This window comes from Polaromonas sp. P1_E3 (assembly GCF_056405935.1).
This window is the reverse complement of sequence record NZ_JBFUBD010000500.1, coordinates 1-1,751: the sequence shown is the minus strand read 5'-3', so window position 1 is coordinate 1,751 and position 1,751 is coordinate 1. Positions and strand designations below refer to the sequence as shown.

2 protein-coding genes are annotated in these 1,751 nt (G+C 62.6%); both read right to left on the bottom strand.

All coding sequences use genetic code 11. The annotated features are described in order from the left end of the window. Positions 1 to 1,279 (bottom strand): TRAP transporter large permease (locus AC1D0Z_RS21000; RefSeq protein WP_477660096.1); only part of this gene is annotated, 1,279 nt, incomplete at its 3' end. A 15-nt stretch (positions 1,280 to 1,294) separates the two neighbouring features. Then, positions 1,295 to 1,751, bottom strand: a 457-nt coding sequence (locus AC1D0Z_RS20995; protein ID WP_477660095.1) for a TRAP transporter small permease, incomplete at its 5' end; no start/stop codon positions are given.

The following is a 1,751-nucleotide window of genomic DNA, read 5'->3' as shown; positions in this document are numbered from 1 at the left end:
GCCAGGTGGCGATCTGCGGGAAGAACCAGAGCAGCAGCACCATGCCGCACATGAGGAAGAAAAACGGCAAGGTCACCCGCGCAATGTAGGTGATCTCCTTTTTGGTCATGCCCTGGAGCACAAAGAGGTTGAAGCCCACCGGCGGCGTGATCTGCGCCATCTCGACCACGATGACGATAAAGATGCCGAACCAGATCAGGTCCAGCCCGGCCGCCTGCACCKTGGGCAGAATGACGCCCATGGTCAGCACCACCATTGAAATACCGTCCAGGAAGCAGCCCAGCACGACGTAGAAGATGCTCAGCACGACGACGAGCATGAAAGGACTCAGCCCGAGGCTGGAGACGAATTCGGCCAGGTGGCGGGGCAGCCCGATGTAACCCATGCTCAGCGTCAGGAAGGCGGCGCCGGCCAGGATCAGCGCGATCATGCAGTACAGCCGCGTCGCACCCAGCAAGGATTCCTTGAAGGTATTCCAGCTCATGGATCGCTGCACCACCGCCAGCACGAGCGAGCCGACGACGCCGATGGCCGCGGCTTCGGTCGCGGTGGCCACGCCGGTATAGATGGAGCCCAGCACGGCGCCTATCAGCAGCACGACCGGTATCAGGTGGCGCGACTCGTAGATTTTTTCGCCGAAGCTCATCGCAGCATCAGGCGGGGGGATTTTTCCTTTGTTCAGCAGAGCCCACACGACGAGGTAGCCGGAGAACAGCGAGGCCAGCAACAGGCCCGGAAAAACGCCTGCGATGAACAGCCGGGCGATCGACACATCGGCGCTAACGCCATASACGATCATGATGATGGACGGCGGAATCAGCAGGCCCAGCGTGCCGGCGCCCGCCAGCGAGCCTATCGTGATGTCCTCCGGATAACCGCGTTTGGCCAGCTCCGGCAGCGTCATCTTGCCGATGGTGGCGCAGGTCGCCGCCGAGGACCCGGACACGGCCGCAAAGATGGTGCAGCCGATGACGTTGGTATGCAGCAGGCCGCCCGGCAGGCGGCTGACCCAGGGCGCGAGGCCCTTGAACATGCTTTCACTGAGCTTGGTACGGAACAGGATTTCCCCCATCCACACAAAAAGGGGCAAGGCCGTCAGCGTCCAGCTTGACGACGAACCCCAGATAGTGACCGCCATGGCGTCGCCCGCGGCGCGTGAAGAAAACAGCTGCATGCCTATCCAGGCCACGCCCGACAGCGTGAGGCCTATCCAGACACCGGAGCCCAGGATCAGGAAAAGCGAAAGAATCAGCAGCGAAGTGATGGCGAGATCGGACATGAAGGCTCTTTGTTGTTATTCGTGATGCAGCGCTTCATCGCTGCCTGCGTGGGCGCGCCGGCCCCGGATCTCCAGCACCAGCTCGTCGATAAATGCGACCATCAGGATGACCGCGCCCACCCCCATGGTGATTTGCGGAATCCATAGCGGCGTGGCGTCGCTTCCGGTGGAGATGTCGTGGTAGGCATAGGAGTTGACCGACAGCATGACGCTGTACCAGGCGAACAGCATCGAAAGCGCGGTGGCCGCCGCCAGCGCCCAGATTTCCAGCGAACGCCGTGCCGTGCCCTTCAGCCCGTTGAGGATCAGCGTGACGCGGATGTGCTCACCTTTTTTAAGGGTGTGGGCCAGCGCCAGGAAGCCGCTGGCCGCCATGCAGTAGCCCGCATACATGTCGGTGCCGCGCAGGGACCAGGCGAACTGGCGGTCCAGCACGCCGGCCAGCACCGACAGCAGCGTGCCGATCATGAAC